The following is a 463-nucleotide window of genomic DNA, read 5'->3' as shown; positions in this document are numbered from 1 at the left end:
GTCTTATGACATGGAAAAAAGAATACGCGAATAACGCAGTATTTGTTGACTGTGTAGAAGATTTATATCAAACGCCGACCATTGCGGCTAAAGCGAATTTGATGAGTAAATTGAATGATTGTGGTGCAAACCCTATTTATACACATATACCAAATCCAATTTGTCATAACAAGGAGGTATCGTATTGTGAATCAAACAATTCTTAATCGTGTAAAGACTAGAGTGATGCACCAACTGGTATCATCACTTATTTATGAGAATATTGTTGTGTATAAAGCGTCATATCAAGACGGTGTCGGTCATTTTACAATAGAAGGACATGATTCAGAGTATCGTTTTACTGCTGAAAAGACACATAGCTTTGATCGTATACGTATCACATCACCAATTGAGCGTGTCGTAGGAGATGAGGCAGATACAACAACAGACTATACACAATTATTGAGAGAGGCTGTATTTACAT

2 pseudogenes are annotated in these 463 nt (G+C 36.3%); both read left to right on the top strand.

The features are described 5' to 3' along the window. Positions 1–206, top strand: a pseudogene (locus A6F49_RS17455) (hypothetical protein); the annotation flags it as partial. Continuing rightward, positions 115–463 (top strand): annotated as a pseudogene (locus tag A6F49_RS17450) (hypothetical protein); the annotation flags it as partial. The pseudogenes A6F49_RS17455 and A6F49_RS17450, both read left to right, overlap by 92 nt.

It is taken from the genome of Enteractinococcus helveticum (assembly GCF_001657475.1).
Lineage (GTDB): Bacteria > Actinomycetota > Actinomycetes > Actinomycetales > Micrococcaceae > Yaniella > Yaniella helvetica.
This window is presented reverse-complemented; position numbering and strand designations above follow the sequence as displayed.